Here is a 21,131-nt window from a genome sequence, read left to right as displayed (position 1 = left end):
TTGCCCCTTCTGTGCCGGCAAAAAACCGCCCGAGCCTGGCAGCTTCGGGCGGTTTCCAACACGCAAACCGGGTTGCTTAGAACCTCACGCGCACGCCGGCGGAAACTTCGTGGGAATCCAGCTTCGTGCCGTCGAACTTGCCCCAGTAGTTGTAGCGGTAGCCCGCATCCAGGGTGATGTTTTGGGTGATGTCGTAGCCCACCCCAATCAGGGCGCCCACGCCGGTTTTGGTTTTGCTGTAGTGGTAGTCGTCGTCATACCCGGGGGCGTAGTCATGATCGTCAAATGAAATATGGTTGACGCCGATGCGCGCGCCCACATAGGGTTTCACCGGGGCGTTCAGGTCGATATCGTAAATAGCAGATACGCCGAAGCTGCGGAATTTGTATTTCCAATCCTCCCCGCCAACTGGATAAGTTTCGTGGCCGCTCACGCTTTTATAGTGAGTGTAGTCGGCCGCCACGCGGAAATCGCCGAAATCGTAGCCCACTGACAGGCGCGGGCTGAAGCCTTTGGCGCTTTGCGCATCTTCGTCGTCATGAAGTTTCACCCTCGCATGGCCGAGGTCGCCTTGAACGTAGAAACCGCGGTTGTCGTCGGCCAGGGCAACGGCGGGAAGGGAAAGGGCAAGCAGCACAGCCAGAATTTTTTTCATGATGTTCCTCACAATGGGTAAAAAACTATTTGAATATAAGTGACGGCTTTGGAAACCGTCTGCTGCCCGAATTGTATGGCGTGGCAGCGGTGTGGACAATCTTAAACTATTTTAACGGAACGGATTGTTGGAATCTTGCAATGAAAAGGGGAAAAGCATGCCGGAAATGCTGTTTTCGGCGGTTATTTTTCAGGTAGCCTCCCGATCGGGAAGAGGCTACCTGAAAATATCCAAACAAACATTTACACCGCCCAATCCATCAATCCTGTTCCGCTTCGCCTGCAATGCGGCAGTTAATCACGCGTTTGCCTTGGATACTGAGGTGGCCGGCGGCGAAATCGGCCACGGCTTGGGGCAGCAGCTGATGTTCGACTTTCAAGACGCGCTCGGCAAGGGTGTCGGCGGTGTCGCTGTCGTACACGGGCACGGCACCTTGGGCGATGATGGGGCCGCAGTCAAGCTCGGCGGTGACGAAGTGCACGGTGCAGCCGGCGAGGCGGCAGCCTTCGTCGAGGGCGCGCTGATGGGTGTGCAGGCCGGGGAAGGCGGGCAGCAGGGAGGGGTGGATGTTGATGGTTTGATTGGCGAAGCGGCTGCAAAACTCGGGCGGCAGGATGCGCATGTAGCCGGCGAGGAGGACGAGGTCGGGCGCGTGGCCGGCCACGAGCTCAAGCATGGCTTGGTTGAAGGCGGTGCGGCTGGGGTAGTCTTTGGGGTTGAGCGCGGCGGTGGGTATGCCCTGCCCGGCCGCCCAGGCAAGGCCGGGGGCTTGGGGGTTGTCGGAAAGGACGGCGGCGATGTGCAGGTTGGGAATCTTGGCTTGCACCACGGCCTGCATATTGCTGCCGCGGCCGGAGATGAGGATAACGGTTTTGGTCATGATGTGATTGTTTGATTTGAAAAGTGGTGGGAATATTTTTCAGGTAGCCTTTTGCCTGATGCGAATTTCGTAAGACACCTAATAAACAAAAATAAACTCTTTAAAAACCAAGAGTGGAACATTTGGCGCAATCGGTTGGGCCGTACCCTTCTCTGCTGGCGCAGCCGAACGGAGCGCGGTTTTTCGGGGAACAAAGGCTTGCATGTTCGAAGCGGCGCAGCCGCAAGTTCGAGCCCGCCCGAAAAACCGTGCGGAGTGAGGGAAGTTTGGCGAAGCCAAACCTGTGCCCGCGCCGGCATGAGGCGCAAAGGTGAACAGGGTACGCATAAAAAAGGCTACCTGAAATCCAAATCAGTTACCTGGAACCCAATTGACACCGTATAAACAACAGTCTGCACTTTTTCAGGTAGCCTCATGCCGCCAAAGGCTACCTGAAAATTTCGGGCAACGGCCTCTTAGCCCAGCCGCATCATTTCTATCTGCTCCATGCTGCGACCGAGGAAGCGTTCGCCGATGGTGCGGAAGCGCAACGGGATGTCGCTCACGTAGAAGCGGTAGTCGGCGGGGGCTTGGCTGCTGTTGAGCAGGCCGGCAGCGGAGAGGGCTTCGGCGGCGGCTTCGGCGGTGGTGAGCGCGGAATCCACCAGGGCGAGGTGCGGGGCTTCGCTTTGCAGCAGCGGCTTGAGCAGGGGGTAGTGCGTGCAGCCGAGCACGAGGGTGTCGATGTCTTCGGCCAGGAGCGGCTTGAGGTATTCGCGCACGGTGAGGCGGGTGACTTCGTGCTCGAGCCAGCCTTCTTCCACCAGCGGCACGAGCAGGGGGCAGGCTTGGGAGGGCACGCGCGCCTGCGGGTTTTGCGCGTGGATGGCGCGGGCGTAGGCGTTGGAATTGACGGTGGTGGAGGTGGCGATGATGCCGATGTGGCCGTTGCGGCTGGTGCGCAGGGCGGCCTGGGCGCCGGCGCTGATCACGTCGAGCACGGGCATGCTGCCGGCCATCTGCCGCACTTTGGCGCCGGCCACGGCGGCGATGGTGTTGCAGGCAATCACGAGCGCTTTCACATCGTGCTGCATCAGGAATTCCACGATTTGCCCGGTGTAGGTTTCGATGGTACTGCGCGATTTCACACCGTAGGGCACGCGGGCGGTGTCGCCGAAATAGATGATGTTTTCATTGGGCAGCCGCTCCATCAGGGCACGCACGTTGGTGAGGCCGCCGACGCCGGAATCGAATACGCCGATGGGGCGCTGCGTGAGGCTGTTGGGTTTCATGTTGCCAAATTTGCCGTTGCGAAGAAAAGGCGTATTGTACACGCGCGGCGGATAAGAGGAAGGCTACCTAAAAAACAGCACGTGTATTTTTCAGGTAGCCTTTCGCGCGGGATGCCCCTTCAATCAGCCTTGGCGCGGCGGCTCGCCGTCGTGCTGCTCCAGCAGGCGGGTTTCCCCGCGCTCTTCCTGCGGGCGCACGGTTTCAAACTCGCCGTCGATGATGTCGCCGTCTGCACGATAGCCCGAAGCACGGCTGCTCTGCCCCGTTTGCCCGGGGCGCACCGCCGAGGGGCCGCCCTTAATCGGCAGCATCAGCACGCAGGCCAAAAGCGTGGACACAAAGCCCGGCGACATCAAAAGCAGCGCCGCCACAATATAGCGCAGCGGCCACAGCATTTGGTAAAACGACAGCTCGCCCTGATTGTGAAACAGCGAGCCGGCCAGCATCACCGAAGAAAAGCCCAAATTGCGCAGCATCGCCAGCCCGGCCATAAACGACAAAACCATCAGCAGCAGCGTGGGCAGCCCGCCGAGCCGTTCGGCCACCATCACAATCGAAGCCGCTTCCGCCCCCGCCAGCAGCAAGAGCCAAATCCCTAGGTAACGCATTGAGTTTCCTTTCAAACTAATTTTTCTGATATTGAGTTTCGCTGAAGCTGCGCTCTACCCCGTTTCAGGTAGCCTCGGCTCGGCCACAGCCCTGCGCCCTCCCCTATATCTGCCCGCCAAGCGCAAAATCAAGCACACATTCTGCAAAGTTTCCTCAGCTTTTGCGTCTCACTCGAAGGCTACCTGAAAACGGATGGTGCAAACGGGTCGTCCGCCGGATTGTCGTGCCAGATATATTCGCAATGCGCGGCAATCTCCTCCGCCCGAGAGCGGCCGTAGTGGTCGGCGATGAAACCCAGCGTCATGTCCATGCCCGCCGATACGCCGGAGGAGGTGTAAAACCGCCCTGCGGCCACCCAGCGCGCCGCCGGCTGCCAACCCGCCTGCCCGCCCACGCTGCATACCCAATCGAAAGCTTTTTTGTTTGACGTGGCCGGCAAGCCGTCCAACCTGCCGCTGGCTGCCAGCAACGCCGCGCCGGTGCACACCGACAAGCAGCAGGCGGCCTGATCCAGCCACGCGCCCAAATCGCGCAGAAACGCCGCATCCCGCACCAGCGGCCGCGTTCCCTGCCCGCCCGGCACCAGCAGCAAACTGTTTTCAGGTAGCCTTTCCAGCCGCTGCGTCTGCACGGCAAAACCCTGCCGGCTGGCCACCATGCCGCCGCCCCGCGACACATAATGCAGCCGGGATTGCGGCAGGCGGAACAAAAATTCCACCGGCCCCATCAAATCCAGGGTTTCGTATTGGTCGAACAGCAGGCAGTAGATATCGGTTGCAGCCTGCGGATTGAATGCTGAAGGCATGGTCGGCTCCTCGCGCGATGGTTGGCAAAATAGTTGGCAAACGAGCCTCATCATACCCCGTTTGCGCCGGCGCCGCCCGGCTGCCGGTTTGTTTCCCCGCCGTTTCCTATAGTATGATAGAAGCACCTTCTCGGCAGCAAACCCGAATAAACGGCAAATTTGCTTTGTTCGCCCCTGCTGTCTCTTTCACTTTTCAGGTAGCCCTGCTGCCGCTTCCAACGGAGTGCACACCTTGAAAATCCCTTCCGCCTGTACCCTCCTGCTGTGTACCACTCTTCTGGCTGCCTGCGCCGGCACCGGCTCCGGCGACCAATACTACCGCGTGCAGCGCGGCGACACGCTCTACCGCATCAGCCGCCGTTTCAACCAGCCCGTCTCCCGCCTGATGGCCTGGAACAACCTGAAAAACCCCTCCCAGCTCGAAGTCGGCCAGCGCCTGCGCGTGGGCCACGCCCGCAACAGCGGCGCCAACACCCGCAGCACACCCGCCCAACAGGTGAGCCGCGCTCCCGCCGAGCGCACCACCGCTCCGCCCAGCAGCCTGCAATGGCCCGTGCGCGGCGAAATCCTCACCCAGTTCAACGGCGCCTCCAGCAAGGGCATCGACATTGCCGGCAGCGCCGGCACGCCCGTTAAGGCCGCCGCTCCCGGCCGTGTGAGCTACGTGGGCGAAGGCATCCGCGGCTACGGCAAGCTCATCCTCATCAACCACACCGGCGGCATGCTCACCGCCTACGCCCACAACAGCCAAATCAACGTGCGCGAAGGCCAGCAGGTATCCGCCGGGCAAACCATCGGCAGCATGGGCAGCAGCGGCACCGACCGCGTGAAGCTGCACTTCGAAGTGCGCGTAAACAACCGCGCCGTCAATCCGCTGGACTACCTGCCGAAATAAAACAGTAAAGGCTACCTGAAAATCGGTTGCCGGATTTTCAGGTAGCCCCTTTAACACACCGCCATACCACCAAAGGCTGCCGGAAAACAAAGTTAAAACGGCAGCCGCCTCCCTCATACGCAAACCACTCCCGACAGCACACCGTTTCCGCCCTCGGCGCCCAAGCCGCTTTCAGGCGGCCCGCACCCATCCGCCATCATTCGGGAGCCATCATGAACCCAACCGTTTCCTCCAGCACCATCAGCCAGCTTTCCACCACCATGCTGATTCCGCTCTGGGCCAAGGCCGTGGAATACGACCGCCCCGACGCGCTCATCCAAGATGCCGCCGCCGTGGGCATGCTTCAGCAAATCGATTACGATTTCAGCGTGTTCGCCAAATCAAAACTGTCTCAGCCGGGCTGCTGCGCCCGCGCCGCCCTCATCGACGAAGAGGCGCAACGCTTTATCGCACAACACACCGACTGCGTGGTCGTGCAGCTCGGCGCTGGGCTGGACGCACGCTTCGAACGCCTCGGCCGCCCGCCCGTTACCGCCTGGTACGACTTAGACTTGCCCAATGTGATCGACATCCGGCGCCAACTGCTGCCCGAATCGGGCAACCATTACCTGGCCGGCTCCATGTTTGAAGAAGGCTGGGCAGACACCGCAGCCGCCCACGGCAAACCGGTGCTGCTGCTTGCCGAAGGGGTGCTGATGTATTTCGACGAAGCCCAGGTCAAAGCCCTGCTGGTCATGATTGCCCGCCAGCTGCCGCGCGCCGTGCTGGTGTTCGACATGCTGCCGCCAGTGGCCGTCGGCCGCGCCAAACAGCACGATGCCTTGGGCAAGATGGCGCAGTCGCCCGAATTCAAATGGTCGCTGCCCGACGCCCGGGTGATGGAGGCATGGCTGCCCGGCAGCAAAGTGCGCGTGGTGGGCAGATTGAGCGAGCGCTGCGGCCACCGCTATCCCTGGCTGTTCCGCCAAATCTACCGCACCGGCTGGGGCAAACGGCTGTTTGACCAGAAGATTATCAAAATCGAGCTGCCCTAGCCCGCTCTGCGCAGCACCAAAGGCTACCTGAAAAAGTGCAAACCACTTTTCAGGTAGCCTCTTCAGTATTCAAGCGCACAACAAAAAGGCTACCTGAAAACTTTAGCTTCGCACAAACTGCGCTGCGCTCCGTTTTCAGGTAGCCTTTTTTCCGTTTGCGCCATCAACGGATGGAATTGCCGATGCGCGATCTGTCGCCCACGTTCATCCACACGAAAAACGCCTTGCCCACCAGCAGCTTGTCATCCACAAAGCCCCAGTAGCGCGAATCGGCGCTGCTGTCGCGGTTGTCGCCCATGGCGAAATATTTGCCCGCCGGCACAGTGCATTTGAAGCCGCTGCCGTCTGCCTCGTATTCGCAATTTTCGCGCAGGCCGCTTTGGTAGCCGCTCTTGGCGAAATCGTTGGCCGATTGGGCGAGGAAGGGGATGGACACCGTGGGCGCATCTTCGTTTTTCAGCACTTCAAACTGCCGGCCTTCCCAGTTGGCCGCAAAACGGGCGGCTTCCAACATTCGGTTTGCATTGAAATCATCGGGATAGCTGTAGGCGGCGGCGAAGGTATCCTGCTCGGTTTTACCGTTTACTGTCAGCACCTTATTGCGGTATTCCACCACATCGCCCGGCAGGCCGACAATGCGCTTGATGTAGTTGGTGTCCGGATCCACAGGATAGTTGAACACCACCACGTCGCCGCGCTGTACCTGCCCCACCGGAATCAGCACATTGTTCAACACCGGCACGCGGATGCCGTAGGTAAACTTGTTCACCAGCACGAAATCGCCCTTCACCAGCCCCGGCCGCATCGAGCTGGAAGGAATCTGGAAAGGCTCGGCCACGAAGGTGCGCAGCACGAACACCACCAAAATCAGCGGGAAGAAGCTGCCCATGTAGTCGCGGAAATGGTTGTCGTCGCGGTCGGTTTCCGCGATGTAACCGGGCTGTTTCTGCCGATGTTTGCGCGCCATCCGCGCCCACAGCCACACCGCGCCGGTAAGCAGCACCAAGAGCAGCAGCACTGCCGTGAGGCTCATCACTTTGGCCAGCAGGCCGAAGGCGCCCACCATCATCAAAAGGTAGCCCCATTGCAGGCCGCCGCTCCATTCGCCATTGTCCTGCCGCGTTTTCCCGCTCACGGCAAACAGCACGATGCCGGCAGCCAAAGCGGCGATGGCGGCATAGAGGATTGTGTTGGATTGTTCCACTTTGATTTTGTTCCTATGTTGTGGTTTTCTTAACTGAAAGAGAGGCTACTTGAAAATAAGTAATCTCAATAAATCAATGCATTACTATTACCTACCTAGGCCCACGCCGAAGCCGTAGGCCATTTCGCCGTTTGCCTTGCGGCAGGCTACCTGAAAATACTGAAAGCGCGGATCGTGTTCGTACAAATACAGCACCGGCGTGCCGTCCGGGCAAAACTGGCGGAATTGCGCCAATGTTTCCGGCGTGGCAACCATGCTCAAGCGTTCGGACTCTGCCGCCGCTTTTCCCGTTGGCGGATTCGGCGCGGCACAGGCAGCGGAAACCACGCAAGCCGCCAGTATCAAAAAAACGTTTTTCATTATCGGGCTTCCTTTTCTTCGGGCTCTCGTTTTTCAGGTAGCCCGAATGCGGCTACTTATCCCCCACCTGCAAAATCGCCAAAAACGCGCTCTGCGGGATTTCCACATTGCCCACCTGCTTCATGCGTTTTTTGCCGGCCTTTTGTTTTTCCAGCAATTTTTTCTTGCGCGTGATGTCGCCGCCATAGCATTTGGCCAGCACGTTTTTGCGCAGCGCCTTCACGTTTTCGCGGGCGATGATCTGGCTGCCGATGGCGGCCTGCACGGCGATGTCGAACATCTGGCGCGGAATCAGCTCGCGCATTTTCGCCGCCAGCTCGCGGCCGCGGTGCACGGCGTTTTGGCGGTGCACAATCAGGCTGAGCGCATCTACCTTGTCGCCGTTTACCATAATGTCTAATTTCACCAGGTTGGCGGCGCGGAATTCTTTGAAATGGTAGTCGAGCGAGGCATAGCCGCGCGAAGTGGATTTGAGCTTGTCGAAAAAGTCCATCACCACTTCGTTCATCGGCAGATCGTAAGTGAGCATCACCTGGCGGCCGAGATACTGCATATTAAGCTGCACGCCGCGCTTCTGATTGCACAGGGTCATCACGTTGCCCACGTATTCCTGCGGCACGAGGATGGTGGCGGTGATAATCGGCTCCAGTATGGATTCCACCGTGGCCAAATCCGGCAGTTTGGACGGATTTTCCACTTCGATATGTTCGCCGGTTTTCAAAATCACTTCATACACCACCGTGGGCGCGGTGGTGATCAAATCCATGTCGAACTCGCGCTCCAAGCGTTCCTGCACGATTTCCAAGTGCAAGAGGCCGAGGAAGCCGCAGCGGAAGCCGAAGCCGAGCGCCTGGGATACTTCCGGCTCGAATTTCAACGAAGCATCATTCAGTTGCAGCTTTTCTAGCGCATCGCGCAGGGCTTCGTAGTCGTGGCTTTCCACCGGATACAGCCCGGCAAACACCTGGCTTTGCACTTCTTTGAAGCCGGGCAGCGGCTCGGCGGCGGGGTTGGCGGCGAGCGTAACCGTATCGCCCACTTTGGCCGAGCCCAGCTCCTTGATGCCGGTAACCAAAAAGCCCACTTCGCCGGCGGAAAGCTGCTGTTTCGGCAGCGATTTCGGCGTAAACACGCCAAGCTGTTCCACCAAGGTTTCGGCTTTGGTGCTCATGAAGCGCACTTTGTCTTTCAGCTTGATGGTGCCGTTTTTCACGCGGATCAGCATCACCACGCCCACATAATTGTCGAACCACGAATCGATAATCATGGCCTGCAAAGGCTCATCCGGGCTGCCCGAAGGCGCGGGTACCTTGGCCACAATTTCTTCCAGCACGTCTTCCACGCCCAAGCCGCTTTTGGCCGAACACTGCACCGCGTCCACCGCATCGATGCCGATGATGTCTTCGATTTCCTGCGCCACTCGGTCGGGGTCGGCAGCGGGCAGGTCGATTTTGTTCAACACGGGCACCACTTCCACGCCCAAATCGATCGCCGTGTAGCAGTTGGCCACGGTTTGCGCTTCCACACCCTGTGAAGCATCCACCACCAAGAGCGCGCCTTCGCAGGCGGAAAGCGAACGGGATACTTCGTAAGAAAAATCCACATGCCCCGGGGTGTCGATCAGGTTGAGCAGATAAGTTTCGCCGTTTTTGGCTTTGTATTGCAGCGCGGCGGTTTGCGCTTTAATCGTGATGCCGCGCTCTTTTTCGATGTCCATGCTGTCTAAAACCTGCGAACTCATTTCGCGGTTTTCCAGGCCGCCGCAGTATTGGATGAAGCGGTCGGCCAGCGTGGATTTGCCGTGGTCGATGTGGGCGATGATGGAGAAATTGCGGATATTGTTCATAATGGCCGGGCAGTTAAGTGTGCAGTCGTTATGCGGATAAGGCGAAATCGGCAAAGGCGGCTACCTGAAAAATGCAAATGCCAGCGCAGTGAAAACATCGGGCGCGCCGCCGCAACCGAACTGCGCATTTTAGCCGAAAATGCTTGAAGCTGCCCGACAATTTGCAGCAAGCCGCCCGCTGCGCCACGCCCAACCGCGCCACCCGCCCCCGCTGCGGAACAATCAGCCCGCCCCGCCCTATCAGCCGGCCTGAAAATTGCTATACAATAGCGCACCTGTGCCCGTCTATCCCAAGGAGAAACCACAATGAACAATCTGCCGCTCATCACCCAACTTCTACTGGCCGGCCTCGGCGGCTTCCTCATCGGCATCCTCATCACCCTGCTGTTCAAACGAGGCAACCGCAAGCAGCAGGCCGAGCTGGAAGAAGCCAAAAAAGCCCTGCAAGACTACCGCGAAGCCGTAAACCACCACTTCATCGACACCGCCGACGCCGTAGACGAGCTCACCCGCAGCTACCAAAACGTGTTCGCCCAGCTCAGCCGCGGCGCCGAAGAGCTGATGACACCCGAAGCCTACCGCAGCCAAATCGAGCAACGCAGCGGCCAAACCATCACCCTCTCCTATCTGGCCGATGCCGAAGCCGACACCGCCGCAGACTCAGCCGAACAGCGCATCCAACTGGTGCCGCACGATGCGCCCGTGCCGCCGCAAAACGATTTGGACGAAGCCGACTCCGCTGCCGATGCCGCCGTGTTCAATCCCGCCGCAGCCACCGCTGAGCCGGCTGCCGCCGCGCCCGCCGCATCGGTTGCCGAAGCCCCAGCTGCCGGCAACGCCCCGACAGCAGCCGAAGCGGTTGCAGAAAACACCGCCGAAGTCGTGCCCGCTCCCGAATCCGCACCCAACGAAGAATCCGCACCTCAAGCCTGACCGCTTCGCTTCCGACACCATAAAAGGCTGCCTGAAAAAGCCCGGCTACTTTTCAGGTAGCCTTCTCTTTGCCGCTCAGCTTAAGGCGGCAATCAAGCCAAACAAACAAGGAAGCCAGTAAGATTGGCGGCAGCCCAAGCCGAGATACAGGCTACCTGAAAACCGAATGACTTTTTCAGGTAGCCTTTACTCTGCCCGATTGATTAGCAAGGGCAATCATCAAAGCACACCGCCAATCCGGCCAGCCGGCAAAATTGGGGAAACCGAGCCCAGCTGCAACAAAAAGGCTACCTGAAATTTTTCAGGTAGCCTCCACGCCTATTGCTGCCGTTCAAGCAGGCACTTATTGATCCACAAACGCGCGCTCGATCAGGTAATCGCCGCGCTGCCCCATTTTGGGCGACACGGTGAGGCCGAAGCCGTTGAGCACGTCGCTGGTGTCTTTGAGCATGGCCGGGCTGCCGCACAGCATGGCGCGGTCGTCTTGCGGGTTGATGGGTGGCAGGCCGATGTCGGCAAACAGTTTGCCGCTCTTCATCAGGTCGGTGAGGCGGCCTTCGTGTTGGAAGGGCTCGCGCGATACGATGGGGTAGTAGATGAGCTTTTCCCGGATCATTTCGCCCAGGTATTCGTGGTTGGGCAACTCTTGGGTAAAGCGATCGTAGTAGGCGAGGTCTTTTTTGTAGCGCACGCCGTGCACGAGGATGACTTTTTCAAACTGATCATACACCTCCGGATCTTTGGTGATGCTCAAAAACGGGGCGATGCCGGTGCCGGTGGAGAGCAGGTAGAGGTGTTTGCCGGGGTTGAGGTCGCCGCAGATCAGGGTGCCGGTGGGCTTTTTGCTGATGAGCACTTCGTCGCCCACTTTGAGGTGTTGCAGGCGGCTGGTGAGCGGGCCGTCGGGCACTTTGATGCTGAAAAATTCGAGGTGTTCTTCCCAATTGGCGGAGGCGACGCTGTAGGCGCGCATCAGGGGTTTGCCGTCCACCATCAGGCCGACCATCACGAATTGGCCGTTCTCAAAGCGCAGGCTGTCGTCGCGGGTGCAAGTGAAGGTGAAGTAGGCATCGGTCCAGTGGTGTACGGACAAGACGGTTTGTGTGTTGAAGGCTGCCATGTTGTCTTTCTAAAGGGGATAAGGCCGCGCGGCGGCGGAAAAATTTGCGAATTATAGCATTGTGTTGGAGTGCGGAGAACTGGCTTGCAAAACTGCAATATTTTTAGCTTCGCAGAAACTCAACCTTGGCTTCGCCAAGACATTGTTTTAACTCCGTTGAAGCTTGCGCTTTCAGGTAGCCCCTTGCCTACGCGGCGGCCAAGGCTCAATGCGGCCTACGCTGCCGCTGCCGAAACTGCCACGGTGCCTGCGGTGCATTCTGCTGCCACACGCCGGCGCGGCGGCTTTTGGCACCTTCTTCCGCTGCGGCATAGGCGGCGTATTCGGCCGGGCTTTGGCGGCGGCGGGCAAAACGGCGGTAGTGCCAGGCGCAGCCGTCAGCCAGCTGTTGCCGGTTGATGTCGGCGCCGTTGAGCCGGATATAGGCCACTTGTCGGCCGTGCGGATCGGTGTCCACGATTTCGGCCTGCACACGCCGGTGCAGCACTTGTTCGGCCAGACGATTGCGGCAGGCGCGGCCTTGCGGCTGCTCCAGCTCGGGTGCGTCGATGTCGGCAAGGCGGATTTTATGCCGCTGCCCGGCGGCGTCCAGCAGGTGCAGGCTGTCGCCGTCCCACACGCGCACCACTTCGCCGCTCACGGTTTCGGCCTGCGCCGACAAGGCAAACAGCAGAGCAGGCAGCAGCGCGACGGTTTTAGCTTTGCGGAAACTCGCTTGGCTCATTTTAACTGCGTTGAAGCTTAACGCTTTCAGGTAGCCTTTGCAGCACCAGGATAGAAACCAGCTCATTTTGCTCATCCCTACCAATCGGCTCGGATTTTCGCCATTAGCCGCTGTACGGCCTGCGCGCGGTGGCTGAGGCGGTTTTTGGTGTCCGGCGGCAGCTGGGCGGCGGTTTGCCCCAGCTCGGGCAGGAAGAAATGCGGGTCATAGCCGAAGCCGTGGCTGCCGGCTGCTTCATGCTGCCATTGCCCGTGCCACACGCCTTCGGCAATCAGCGGCTGCGGGTCGTTTGCATGGCGCACCAGCACCAGCAGGCACACGTAATACACGGCCGAACCGCCCCGCGCGGCCAAATCCGCGCCCAGTTTGGCATTGTTGGCGGCATCGGAGCGCGGCTCGCCGGCATAGCGTGCAGAGAGCACGCCCGGCGCGCCGCCCAGCGCGGGGGCACAAATGCCGCTGTCGTCGGCCAGTGCGGGCAGGCCGCTGTGCCGGCTGGCGTGCCGTGCCTTGGCCAGCGCGTTTTCCACAAAGGTGCAGTGCGGCTCGGGGCATTCTGGCACGGCAAAATCCGACTGCGCGCGCACCCGCCAGCCCAAATCGGCAAACAGAGCACTAAATTCGCGCAACTTGCCTGCGTTGCCACTGGCCAATACCAACTCTTTCATGGTGCATCCTTTGTTTCTGCTGCGTTTTCCGTTGCTGTTGCTGTATTTGCACTTTGCGCGGCCTGCGCCTGCAAAACGGCCAGCTGCTTCTGGCGCAGATACTTGCCCAGCGCCATCATCTGCCCGGCCACGCACAGGAAAGCAGCCACGAACGAAGCAACAGCGGCAGGAATATAACGCAGGATAATCAGGCAGTTGCCCAGCAACAGCAAGAGAATAAAGAGAATAGTGAACAGCGCGGTGAGTTTGAGATAGCGGCGGGGATTATTCATGACGGAACTGGAAAACGGGGGAGCTGGTTGCGGCGTTCCCCCGAAGATTTGAAATGTTTGTGAACGGGTTGCAACCCTATTTTGATTTTCAGGTAGCCTTCCGGCTGCCCAAAACAAAGTCGGGAAAAGCTTATTTCGGAGCCCTGCAAGCGACGTATTGTAGCAGTTCTTTGCCGCTTTTTGTTTGGCGCAGCGGCTTGCCGGGCATGACGGCTACCTGAAAACCGCAGAGGCTACCTGAAAACGATGTCTTGGCGAAGCCAAGGCGGCGTTTCTGCGAAGCTAAAGCGCAAGCTTCAACGTAGTTAAAACAGTCGGAGCAAAATTTCAGGTAGCCTCTATGCGGCAAATACAAAAACAGCCTTTAACGGGCATTAAAGGCTGTTTCTCAATCACGCTTAGCGCAACTCGTTATACAGGCGGGTCAGCCAGGATTGCGCATCGCCGCCTTGGTAGGGCGAGCCGTCTTTGTTGGCCAAAAGCAGCTGGCTGGCATTGTTACCCTGCGGCTGCACCACCACCACGAATTCGGGCTGCGCCTGCGGCTCGGCAGGCTTGCTGCTGCGGCCGAACAGGCGGCCGAAGAAGCCCGGTTTCTCGGTGCGCACGGCTTCGCCCTCGGCCGGGGCAACCTGCACCAGATAGGCCTGGCGCTGGGTGTTTTCGCCGGTTACGTTCAGGCCGATGCGGTCGAGCGCGAGGCCGACGCGGCGCCAGTTGCGCGCCTGGTCGCCGCGCAGGGTGAGCTGGCCGTTTTGCAGGGTGGCCAAATCGCCGCTGCGGGCAGAGGTGGCCTGCTGTTGTTTCAGCGCCTGTTCGATTTGCTGCTCATCGGCGCCCAGATACTGCATAAAGCGGCCGAGCAGAGCGGCTTCCAAATCGGTGTCGCGGGCGGATGGCTGCCACATGGTGGTGTCTTTGTTGCGGTCGGCGTAGGTTTCCTTCATGCCGCGGTGGGTGAAGAATACGTCGGTGCCGCCTTTGCTGTTGCGTTCGAGGCGGATGGTGAATTTGTCGCGCTCGCCGGTGGAATACACGCCACCGAGGCCGACGCGCTCAAACAAGCGGCGCAGGCCGTCTTGCGGCAGCTTGGCGCGGTTTTCCGCCCAATCGGTTTCCATCAGGCCGATGCCCGGCTCTTCGCGAGCGATCACAAAACCCTGCTCTTGCCAGAAGGCATGCAACAGCGGCCACACTTCAGAGGGGTTTTTGTTGGCGATGTTCAGCCAGCGGTCGCTGCCCTCGCGCTGGATGGTTACGTTTTTCACTTCGGCCAGCACCGGAGTGCCGGGGCGGTTGGCGGCGGCCTGTCGGCTGCGGGCCACGTCGGAAGCGCGCACCGCGCCTCCGGCCGGCAGGCTGTAGGCGTTGCCTTGGCCGGGGTTGTCCAAATCGGGCGGCACTTCCAGATTGACTACCTTGCGGTTTTCGGTTTGGTAATCCAGCTTGGGCGCTTCGCTGCTTTTGGAGGCGCAGGCAGCCAAGAAGCCGGCCATCAGCAAAGCGGCGGGCAGTTTGTATACATTCATACAGCAATCCTTTGATGTGGAACTTGGGTTAAATCAGTTGCAGATCCTGCAGGGTGGCGGCCACGCGCGCCTGTCCGGCTTCGCTCAGCGGCATCATCGGCAGGCGCACAGAGCGGCCGCACAGGCCGAGTTTTTCTAGCGCCCATTTCGGCGCAGCGGGGCTGGGCTCGCAGAACATTTCGCGGTACAGCGGCACCAGCTTGGCGTTCAGCGCGCGGGCTTCTGCCAGATTGCCGGCCAGCGCGGCACGGCACATATCGGCAAACAGTTTGGGCGCCACGTTGCCAGCCACGGTGATCACGCCGTGGGCGCCGCACAGCATGGCGGCCATGCCGGTGGGGTCGTCGCCGGAATACACGGCAAAGCCTTCGGGCACGCGGTTGATCAAATCGATTTGGCTGCCGATGTTGCCGCTGGCTTCTTTAATGCCGATGATATTCGGGATTTCAGCCAGCCGCAGCACGATATCGTTGCCCATGCTCACCACTGTGCGACCGGGCACGTTGTATACGATCATGGGGATGTCGGCGGCTTCGGCGATGGCGGCAAAATGGCGGTAGATGCCTTCCTGCGGCGGCTTGTTGTAATACGGCACCACCGACAGCGTGGCATAAGCGCCGCTACCGGCCACGGCGCGGGAGAGCGCGATGGCATCGGCGGTGCTGTTGGTGCCAGTGCCGGCGATTACGGGAATGCGGCCGTCGGCAAAACGGATGGCCGCTTCAATCACTTCAATCTTCTCCGGCACGCTCAAGGTGGCGCTCTCGCCGGTGGTGCCCACGGCCACGATGCCGTCGGTACCGTTGGCAACGTGCCAATCAATCAGGCGCCGGAATTGTTCGTAATGGACGCTGCCATCTTCACGCATCGGGGTGATGATGGCGACGATACTGCCTGTTAGCATGGCGTAAACCTTTACTTCTGGATGGTCTGAAACGGGGCGATTGTAGCCTATTTTCCCGGCTTGTGCGAAATATTGCACAGTTTAAAACTCGGCCAAAGGCAGCTTCTGCCAGGCTGTACCGCGCCACGGCTATCCCTATGGCCGGGCAAGTGATTCCGGGCGGCGGTTCGGATTGGAAATATTTTCAGATAGCCTCCCCTTTCTTCAACAGGCTACCTGAAAATAAGCCAAATAATTGCTGCTTGATTAAAGCCGATGTTTTTTAGGTAGCCAGAAGCGGCCGGAAGGCTACCTGAAAACGTTAAGCTTCAACGAAGTTAAAACAAACGCAGTGCGTTTCTGCGAAACTAAAACCCTCAGCCTTCCCCCGCCGCTGCAAACCGCGCCAAATCCGCCTTCCGCCCGAACATTTCCTGAATCACCGCCTGATGGCTGATGCCCACGCACAGCGCATCGGGCAATTCGCGGCGCAGCGTGCGCATGACTTCGGCGGCGGATGTGTCGTCCAACTGGTTGGTGGCTTCGTCAAGGAACAATACATCGGGGCGGTGCAGCAGGGCGCGGGCGAGGCTGAGCCGCTGTTGTTCGCCACCAGAGAGTGTTTTGTGCCACTCGTGTTCGGCATCGGGGTCGAGCGCGAGCAGGCGCGACAGGCCGACTTGGGTCAGCACGGCGGCAACGGAGGCGTTATCGGGCGCGGCGGCGTATGGGTAGGCGAGCACGTTGCGCAGGCTGTCGTGCGGCAGGTAGGGGCGTTGCGGCAGGAACAGGCTGCGGCCTTGAATGGCGAAGCGGCCTTGGTAATACGGCCACAGCCCGGCCAGCGTGCGCAGCAGGGTGGATTTGCCGATGCCGCTGCGGCCTTCGAGCAGCAGCCATTCGGGCGCGCGGGCGGCGAGCGACAAACCGTGCAGCAGGGTGCGGCCGTCGGCGGTGTGCAGGGTAAGGTCGTCCACTTCGAGCCGGGCGGCATGGCCGTGTTCCGCGTGTCCGCCGTGTTCAGGATGTGCAGGCTGCTTTTGCGGCGCGTTATCCGGTGCGTTGTCCGGCGTGTTGTCCAGCGCGTTTAAGGCTACCTGAAAACCCGCCAAACGTTCCACCACCGATGCCCATTCGATGATGCGTTTGTAGTAATCCATAAACCAGCCGAAGCCGTCCTGCACGTTGGAAAACGCGCTGCGTGCCTTCATCATGTCGCCGAAAGTGAGCGTGTGCGCCAGATACATGGGCAGCGTGGCGATGATGGGGATGAACATGGACAGGCGCAGGTAGGCGGCGGAAAAGGTTTCCAGCCGCAGCTCGCGGCCGATGAGTTCGCGCCAGTTTTGCCGCACGGCTTCAAAGCGGCGGTTCAGGCGGCCTTGCTCGGCATTTTCGCCGCGATACAGCGCGATTTGCTCGGCGTGGTCGCGCACGCGCAACAGGGTGGCGCGGTAGTCGGCTTCGCGGTGCTGGCGTTCCACGTTGAGCGGTTGGAGTTTGCGGCCAATGAGGTGGGTAACCAGGGTGCAGGCTGCCGAGTAGGCCAGCGCCACCCACACCAAATAACCATGTATCGTGATGCTTTGCCCGAAGATTCGGAAGGTTTGCACGCCGGAGAGCTGCCACAGGATGACCACGAACGCGCCGAGTTTGGCAGCGTTCATGATGAAATATTTGAACAAATCAATACTTTTTTCCGACAGCAGGAAGATGTCTTCGGCAATGCGCTGGTCGGGGTTGTCCGGTTCACCGCCGGCTTGCAGTTGCAATCGGTAGTGGCGGCTGCGGCCGAGCCATTGCCGCTGGAACTGCTGCGTGAGGTGGCTGCGCCAGCGGAACAGCAGGATTTTACGCAGCCAGTTGCCGAACGCCACAAACGCTGTAACCAGCGTGATATACAGCAAAAATTCGCCCACCAGCGCGGGCATGGCGGCACCGTCGAAGGCGGCCAGCGCATCGTAAAACGTTTTGTTCCACTCGGTAATCAGCACACCCACGCGCACGATGGCGAGCGAGCAGCCGACCACGGCGGCCAACAGCAGCCATTCGCGCCACTGGCAGCGGGCAAACCAAAACGGGGCGGCAAGGCGGAGGAAACGGCGGAGGGTGTTCACGACAGAGGCTACCTGAAAACGTAAGCTTCAATGAGGTTGAAATAGTGCGGATATGATTAGTAGGGATGTAATATAAAGATTATTTGGATAGCGCGCTTAAGATCAAACAAATAAACAAAAAGCTTAATTCCGTGTTCCAGAATTAAGCTTTAATCAAAAATTTATCTTTTTTATTTTTCCAAAGCCCAGAATCAACTGAACCTTCGAATCTTGGCACGCCCAGGGGGAATCGAACCCCCGTTACCGCCGTGAAAGGGCGATGTCCTAACCGCTAGACGATGGGCGCATAATTGGCGCACCCGGAGCGATTCGAACGCCCGACCCTCTGGTTCGTAGCCAGATACTCTATCCAACTGAGCTACGGGTGCGCTGTGAAGTTTTGAATTATAGATAGCCTTGCAATTTGAGTCAAGCCATTTCTACAAAAATATTGCTGTTTTCGTGCAAATATCATCTATCTGATTTATTCATAAGCACAAATAGGCTACCTGAAAACACAGGCCCCGGCAAAATCAAAATAATATTTTGAAGCAGCCAAAGCCGCCTTTCTGCCAAACCACATGATCAACCGACACAGAACCCTCTACCCTGCATCTGCCTCATTACCATTGACCACCAGGGTCAATTTGCCGGTGGTCGGGTGGATGACCATGCCGTGCACGGCAACGTGATCCGGCATCAAGGGATGCTGGCGAATCATCTGCACCGTATGCCGCACGCTGTCGTCGGCATTATCGAAACCGGTGAGCCAGCCGTCCAAATCGATACCGGCGTGGCGCAAGGTGTTGATGCTTTCATCCGAGATGCCGGCGGCACGGGCTTTATCCAGCAGGTGTTTGGACGAGAAGCCGCACATGCCACAATCGTGGTGCGCCACCACCATAATCTCTTCCACATTCAAATCAAATACCGCCACCAGCAGGCTGCGCATTACCGAGCCCCACGGATGCAACACCACCGCGCCGGCATTGCGTATCACCTTGGCATCGCCGTTTTTCAGCCCCATGGCCGCATACAGCAGCTCCATGATGCGGGTGTCCATGCAAGATAGAATCGCCAGTTTTTTCTCGGGGTATTTGTCGCTGAAAAATTGGATGTATTCGCCGCTTTCCACAAAGTGCTTGTTAAATTGCAGAATATCGTCGAGCAGATTCATGAGCTTTCCTTCCATGTGTGAGCGCGTTTGCGCGGGCGGTGGCGGGATTATATATCCTTTCCGGCTTTCGTTTGCGGATAAACAAAAGGCTACCTGAAAATATTTTCAGGTAGCCTTTAACGGCCAATATCCGTGTTTAAGAGCGGATGCCCGATGCTTTCACGCTTTCGATGTAGCCGTGGTCGTTGATACGGATGTGGCGGAACAGCCAGCCTTCGCACAGATTGATTACTTCGTCCAACGCGGCGGCATCGCCGTTGTGGTAGCGGGCTTGCAGGGTGCTCATTTTGTTCACGAAGTTTTCATGCACTTTCCTGTGCGGCTCCAGCAGGCGGTATTGTGCTTCAGCCAGCATCATTTCTTCGTAGCTGAAGTGTTCGATGGTGTAGTCGATCAAATGCTGGAACTCCCGCTCAATCGCTTCTTGGTCGCCGCTTTGTTTGGCTTCATACAGCTGATTGATGTAATCCACCAATTTGCGGTGTTGTTCATCAATGTCTTCAAAACCTGTATCCAAATCAGATGTCCAATATACGAAAGCCATTTTCATCCCTCATCAAGTAAACATAAATTAATCACCGCCGGCAATCACACTCCCTTTGCCGGCCGGCAACGCTTCAAACCGAAATTTGCCCATGGCGGCAAATATACGGTAATCCGGTATCAAAATCTTACCGATTTACCTAGCAAGTATTATGCCAGCTTGTGCGCCGAACGTAAATAAACCCTTCTTACTCAACAAGAAGGGTTCTCATTTGCCAGCTTCCTGGCACTTATTTCAACTGAAACAGCAACAATCAGCGCCGGGTGCCGTAGCCGTCCACTTGGATTTCCACGCGGCGGTTCGGTTGCAGGCAGGCAATCAGCTCGTTGCGGCTGCCGCGGTTGTCGCACTGTTTCACCGGCTGGGACTCACCCATGCCCACGGCACGGATTTTCTCTGCCGGCAAACCTTCGCCTGCCAAATAGCGGCGCACGGTTTCGGCACGCTGTTGCGACAGGGTTTGATTGTAGGCATCGGAGCCCAAATAATCGGTGTGGCCGACAACGGTGATGCTGTTGAGCTGCTCGAAGCTTCTCAGTTTGGCGGCCAGTTCGCTCAGTTCTTCTCGGCCGCGCGGCTGCAAATCGCGCTCGCTGCTGCGGTCGAAAGCAAACAATACGTCTGCACTCAAGGTGTAGTGTTGCTGCATTGCTGCGGCAGCCTGAGGCTGCGGCGGGCAGGTGGCATCAGCCGGATCGACGGCTTTCCAATAAGTGCTGCCGCTGAATCTGTTCTTGTCGAACAATACCTTAAATTGGCAGGTGGTCACGCCGTTGGTGCCTTGGCCGGGAGTGTGGAAGTGGAACAGGTAGTTCCACTCGCGCGGACGCCACACTTCGTTGTAGTGCGGGCGGCCGAGCAGGTAGTAGAGCTCGTCTTTGGTCAAGCCCGGCTTCACTTGTGACAGGCTGCCCAAATCGGGGAAGGTGCCGCGTTTGTTGTTAAACGAAACGCTGTCCCACTTCGGCCATACCGGCTCGTCGGTGGTGCCGTCTGCTTTCACTTTCGACAAAGAAGAACAGGCTGACAAGGCGAGCGTCGCTGCCGCCACCGCTGCCATACGGCCGGCTAATTGAACAAATTTCATCATCTTTCCTTTTATCTTGTTTTACAGAAATCCGATTAGGCTACCTGAAAACCGTTTGCTGCATTTTCAGGTAGCCTCTTTCAGCTTACCACTGGTATCCGGCGCCGATGGAACCGCCGAAGTTGCCGCGCGAATTGCCGCTGCCGGTGGCTTTGATGATCCAGTTGCCGTTATCGGAAATCGTGGAGAATCCGATGGCGTAACCGGTTTCGCCTTTATAGTAGCCGCCGCCCACGGCCACCATGTTTTTGCCCGGCAGATAAGCCTGCGGCAAACCGGCGGTGGCGATGGCTTGGGCAACGCCGGCATTGGCGGTGTTGGCCACGTCGTTTACTTTGGCGTCTAGGGCAACAATATTGGCATTGTTGTTACCCGAGATCGCACCCAAGGCCTGGTTCAGCTGACCCACGTTCACCGCATCGGTGTTATCCGTACCGTTGGCCACATTGGTGATCTTATTACCGCCGTTATCCAAACCGCCGGTCGTCAGGCTCACCGGGCTGCCGCCGCCTGCCGGGGTGATGGTCACACCGCTGCC

21 protein-coding genes, 2 tRNA genes and 2 pseudogenes are annotated in these 21,131 nt (G+C 58.7%); 3 read left to right on the top strand and 22 right to left on the bottom strand.

Features of this window, described 5'->3' with window-relative positions:
• Window positions 1-76 precede the first annotated feature (76 nt).
• From H9Q10_RS06675 to H9Q10_RS06655, 5 genes are all read right to left on the bottom strand, one after another.
• The gene (locus H9Q10_RS06675; protein WP_197903182.1) at window positions 77-655 is read right to left on the bottom strand and encodes an opacity family porin; all 579 of its coding nucleotides are present in this window, start codon (window positions 653-655) and stop codon (window positions 77-79) included.
• A 259-nt stretch (window positions 656-914) separates the two neighbouring features.
• A complete protein-coding gene (purN, locus tag H9Q10_RS06670; RefSeq protein WP_197903181.1) occupies window positions 915-1,535 on the bottom strand; it encodes a phosphoribosylglycinamide formyltransferase in 621 nt (206 codons plus the stop codon).
• Between the two features lie 455 nt (window positions 1,536-1,990).
• On the bottom strand, window positions 1,991-2,806 hold the full coding sequence (murI, locus tag H9Q10_RS06665; RefSeq protein ID WP_197903180.1) for a glutamate racemase: 816 nt from the start codon (window positions 2,804-2,806) through the stop codon (window positions 1,991-1,993).
• Between the two features lie 123 nt (window positions 2,807-2,929).
• The gene (locus tag H9Q10_RS06660) at window positions 2,930-3,415 is read right to left on the bottom strand and encodes an FxsA family protein (protein WP_197903179.1); all 486 of its coding nucleotides are present in this window, start codon (window positions 3,413-3,415) and stop codon (window positions 2,930-2,932) included.
• Between the two features lie 179 nt (window positions 3,416-3,594).
• Entirely contained in the window at window positions 3,595-4,221 is a 627-nt protein-coding gene (locus H9Q10_RS06655; protein WP_197903178.1) for a DJ-1/PfpI family protein, read from the bottom strand.
• Window positions 4,222-4,444: 223 nt separating this feature from the next.
• Between H9Q10_RS06655 and H9Q10_RS06650 the strand changes: the two genes are divergently transcribed.
• Window positions 4,445-5,116: a peptidoglycan DD-metalloendopeptidase family protein gene (locus H9Q10_RS06650; RefSeq protein WP_420841847.1), complete on the top strand. Its 672-nt coding sequence runs from the start codon at window positions 4,445-4,447 to the stop codon at window positions 5,114-5,116.
• 212 nt (window positions 5,117-5,328) lie between these two features.
• Entirely contained in the window at window positions 5,329-6,150 is an 822-nt protein-coding gene (locus H9Q10_RS06645; RefSeq protein WP_197903176.1) for a class I SAM-dependent methyltransferase, read from the top strand.
• 163 nt (window positions 6,151-6,313) lie between these two features.
• Here the strand turns inward: H9Q10_RS06645 and lepB are convergent, their stop codons facing one another.
• The 3 genes from lepB to lepA form a co-directional block, all read right to left on the bottom strand.
• On the bottom strand, window positions 6,314-7,354 hold the full coding sequence (lepB, locus tag H9Q10_RS06640) for a signal peptidase I (RefSeq protein WP_197903175.1): 1,041 nt from the start codon (window positions 7,352-7,354) through the stop codon (window positions 6,314-6,316).
• Between the two features lie 87 nt (window positions 7,355-7,441).
• Entirely contained in the window at window positions 7,442-7,714 is a 273-nt protein-coding gene (locus tag H9Q10_RS06635; RefSeq protein ID WP_197903174.1) for a hypothetical protein, read from the bottom strand.
• A gap of 52 nt (window positions 7,715-7,766) precedes the next feature.
• On the bottom strand, window positions 7,767-9,560 hold the full coding sequence (gene lepA, locus H9Q10_RS06630) for a translation elongation factor 4 (RefSeq protein WP_197903218.1): 1,794 nt from the start codon (window positions 9,558-9,560) through the stop codon (window positions 7,767-7,769).
• A 306-nt stretch (window positions 9,561-9,866) separates the two neighbouring features.
• On the opposite strand from lepA, the gene H9Q10_RS06625 reads away from it, so the two are divergent.
• Window positions 9,867-10,493 (top strand): Z-ring associated ZapG family protein, encoded by a 627-nt coding sequence (locus H9Q10_RS06625; RefSeq protein ID WP_197903173.1) that lies wholly within the window; start codon window positions 9,867-9,869, stop codon window positions 10,491-10,493.
• A 343-nt stretch (window positions 10,494-10,836) separates the two neighbouring features.
• Here H9Q10_RS06625 and H9Q10_RS06620 read toward each other — a convergent pair whose 3' ends face one another.
• The 14 genes and pseudogenes from H9Q10_RS06620 to H9Q10_RS06560 form a co-directional block, all read right to left on the bottom strand.
• On the bottom strand, window positions 10,837-11,613 hold the full coding sequence (locus H9Q10_RS06620) for a ferredoxin--NADP reductase (RefSeq protein ID WP_197903172.1): 777 nt from the start codon (window positions 11,611-11,613) through the stop codon (window positions 10,837-10,839).
• A 205-nt stretch (window positions 11,614-11,818) separates the two neighbouring features.
• Complete coding sequence (locus tag H9Q10_RS06615; protein WP_197903171.1) at window positions 11,819-12,337, bottom strand: thermonuclease family protein; 519 nt, start codon at window positions 12,335-12,337, stop codon at window positions 11,819-11,821.
• 77 nt (window positions 12,338-12,414) lie between these two features.
• A complete protein-coding gene (locus tag H9Q10_RS06610; protein ID WP_197903170.1) occupies window positions 12,415-13,005 on the bottom strand; it encodes a non-canonical purine NTP pyrophosphatase in 591 nt (196 codons plus the stop codon).
• The gene (locus tag H9Q10_RS06605; protein WP_197903169.1) at window positions 13,002-13,277 is read right to left on the bottom strand and encodes an NGO_0222 family membrane protein; all 276 of its coding nucleotides are present in this window, start codon (window positions 13,275-13,277) and stop codon (window positions 13,002-13,004) included. Before H9Q10_RS06605 ends, H9Q10_RS06610 begins: the two co-directional genes overlap by 4 nt.
• Window positions 13,278-13,675: 398 nt before the next feature.
• Complete coding sequence (gene bamC / locus H9Q10_RS06600; protein ID WP_197903168.1) at window positions 13,676-14,806, bottom strand: outer membrane protein assembly factor BamC; 1,131 nt, start codon at window positions 14,804-14,806, stop codon at window positions 13,676-13,678.
• A gap of 28 nt (window positions 14,807-14,834) precedes the next feature.
• Complete coding sequence (gene dapA, locus H9Q10_RS06595; RefSeq protein ID WP_197903167.1) at window positions 14,835-15,710, bottom strand: 4-hydroxy-tetrahydrodipicolinate synthase; 876 nt, start codon at window positions 15,708-15,710, stop codon at window positions 14,835-14,837.
• A 356-nt stretch (window positions 15,711-16,066) separates the two neighbouring features.
• Window positions 16,067-17,806: an SbmA/BacA-like family transporter gene (locus H9Q10_RS06590; RefSeq protein ID WP_197903166.1), complete on the bottom strand. Its 1,740-nt coding sequence runs from the start codon at window positions 17,804-17,806 to the stop codon at window positions 16,067-16,069.
• 211 nt (window positions 17,807-18,017) lie between these two features.
• Window positions 18,018-18,092, bottom strand: a tRNA-Glu gene (locus tag H9Q10_RS06585).
• Window positions 18,093-18,097: 5 nt separating this feature from the next.
• Window positions 18,098-18,174 (bottom strand) — tRNA-Arg (locus H9Q10_RS06580).
• 215 nt (window positions 18,175-18,389) lie between these two features.
• On the bottom strand, window positions 18,390-18,962 hold the full coding sequence (locus tag H9Q10_RS06575) for a beta-class carbonic anhydrase (protein WP_197903165.1): 573 nt from the start codon (window positions 18,960-18,962) through the stop codon (window positions 18,390-18,392).
• Between the two features lie 136 nt (window positions 18,963-19,098).
• The gene (locus H9Q10_RS06570) at window positions 19,099-19,506 is read right to left on the bottom strand and encodes a bacteriohemerythrin (RefSeq protein WP_197903164.1); all 408 of its coding nucleotides are present in this window, start codon (window positions 19,504-19,506) and stop codon (window positions 19,099-19,101) included.
• 253 nt (window positions 19,507-19,759) lie between these two features.
• Window positions 19,760-20,089, bottom strand: a pseudogene (locus H9Q10_RS12150) (OmpA family protein); the annotation flags it as partial.
• Between the two features lie 87 nt (window positions 20,090-20,176).
• A pseudogene (locus H9Q10_RS12145) lies at window positions 20,177-20,593 on the bottom strand (outer membrane protein assembly factor BamE); the annotation flags it as partial.
• An 85-nt stretch (window positions 20,594-20,678) separates the two neighbouring features.
• On the bottom strand, window positions 20,679-21,131 hold a 453-nt coding region (locus H9Q10_RS06560; protein WP_205229551.1), incomplete at its 5' end, for a YadA family autotransporter adhesin.

This window comes from Eikenella glucosivorans (assembly GCF_016025525.2).
In the GTDB taxonomy this organism is placed as follows: Bacteria; Pseudomonadota; Gammaproteobacteria; order Burkholderiales; family Neisseriaceae; genus Eikenella; species Eikenella glucosivorans.
The sequence above is the reverse complement of the archived record's forward strand: the minus strand, read 5'-3'. Positions and strand labels throughout refer to the sequence as shown.

Bases quoted from the DNA above. Each gene is read 5' to 3' on its own strand.
- H9Q10_RS06620 (WP_197903172.1), bottom strand. From the start codon at position 11,613: ATGGCAGCCTTCAACACACAAACCGTCTTGTCCGTACACCACTGGACC.
- purN (WP_197903181.1), bottom strand. From the start codon at position 1,535: ATGACCAAAACCGTTATCCTCATCTCCGGCCGCGGCAGCAATATGCAG.
- H9Q10_RS06660 (WP_197903179.1), bottom strand. From the start codon at position 3,415: ATGCGTTACCTAGGGATTTGGCTCTTGCTGCTGGCGGGGGCGGAAGCG.
- H9Q10_RS06575 (WP_197903165.1), bottom strand. From the start codon at position 18,962: ATGAATCTGCTCGACGATATTCTGCAATTTAACAAGCACTTTGTGGAA.
- lepA (WP_197903218.1), bottom strand. From the start codon at position 9,560: ATGAACAATATCCGCAATTTCTCCATCATCGCCCACATCGACCACGGC.
- H9Q10_RS06675 (WP_197903182.1), bottom strand. From the start codon at position 655: ATGAAAAAAATTCTGGCTGTGCTGCTTGCCCTTTCCCTTCCCGCCGTT.
- bamC (WP_197903168.1), bottom strand. From the start codon at position 14,806: ATGAATGTATACAAACTGCCCGCCGCTTTGCTGATGGCCGGCTTCTTG.
- H9Q10_RS06625 (WP_197903173.1), top strand. From the start codon at position 9,867: ATGAACAATCTGCCGCTCATCACCCAACTTCTACTGGCCGGCCTCGGC.
- H9Q10_RS06645 (WP_197903176.1), top strand. From the start codon at position 5,329: ATGAACCCAACCGTTTCCTCCAGCACCATCAGCCAGCTTTCCACCACC.
- H9Q10_RS06605 (WP_197903169.1), bottom strand. From the start codon at position 13,277: ATGAATAATCCCCGCCGCTATCTCAAACTCACCGCGCTGTTCACTATT.
- dapA (WP_197903167.1), bottom strand. From the start codon at position 15,710: ATGCTAACAGGCAGTATCGTCGCCATCATCACCCCGATGCGTGAAGAT.
- H9Q10_RS06570 (WP_197903164.1), bottom strand. From the start codon at position 19,506: ATGGCTTTCGTATATTGGACATCTGATTTGGATACAGGTTTTGAAGAC.
- murI (WP_197903180.1), bottom strand. From the start codon at position 2,806: ATGAAACCCAACAGCCTCACGCAGCGCCCCATCGGCGTATTCGATTCC.
- H9Q10_RS06655 (WP_197903178.1), bottom strand. From the start codon at position 4,221: ATGCCTTCAGCATTCAATCCGCAGGCTGCAACCGATATCTACTGCCTG.
- H9Q10_RS06635 (WP_197903174.1), bottom strand. From the start codon at position 7,714: ATGAAAAACGTTTTTTTGATACTGGCGGCTTGCGTGGTTTCCGCTGCC.
- H9Q10_RS06610 (WP_197903170.1), bottom strand. From the start codon at position 13,005: ATGAAAGAGTTGGTATTGGCCAGTGGCAACGCAGGCAAGTTGCGCGAA.
- H9Q10_RS06615 (WP_197903171.1), bottom strand. From the start codon at position 12,337: ATGAGCCAAGCGAGTTTCCGCAAAGCTAAAACCGTCGCGCTGCTGCCT.